The sequence below is a fragment of the Aquitalea pelogenes genome, from assembly GCF_001515305.1.
GTDB classification, from domain to species: Bacteria; Pseudomonadota; Gammaproteobacteria; order Burkholderiales; family Chromobacteriaceae; genus Aquitalea; species Aquitalea pelogenes.
Window position 1 is genome coordinate 1 of sequence record NZ_LNQV01000128.1, and the last position, 364, is coordinate 364.

Below are 364 nucleotides of genomic sequence, written 5' to 3' on the forward strand. Positions count from 1 at the left end.
ATCCAGCGCCGGACGCTGCTGCTGCACCCGCAACAAGGCGGCGGCCACACAATCGGCCAACAAGCGGCCTGCCAGCTTGGGGTGCAATGGCTGCTGGGCTGTAGCTGGGCATGCAGGCAGTCGGCCATCTCCACCAGTTGCCGCGCGCCTGCTGGCGCAGGCTGGCTATAGCGGCAGGCTGCAGCATTTGCTCCGGCAGGCTGAAACCGGCCACCAGTTGCATTGCATCCAGCCACTGCCCACACCAGTCGGTCATGGTGGCGTTATCCAGCGCCGGACGCTGCTGCTGCACCCGCAACAAGGCGGCGGCCACACAATCGGCCAACAAGCGGCCTGCCAGCTTGGGGTGCAATGGCTGCTGGGC

At 66.8% G+C, this 364-nt stretch carries 1 protein-coding gene; it reads right to left on the minus strand.

The features are described 5' to 3' along the window. Positions 1-364: hypothetical protein (locus AWT75_RS21805; protein ID WP_204377137.1), on the minus strand; the 364-nt coding region annotated here is incomplete at both ends.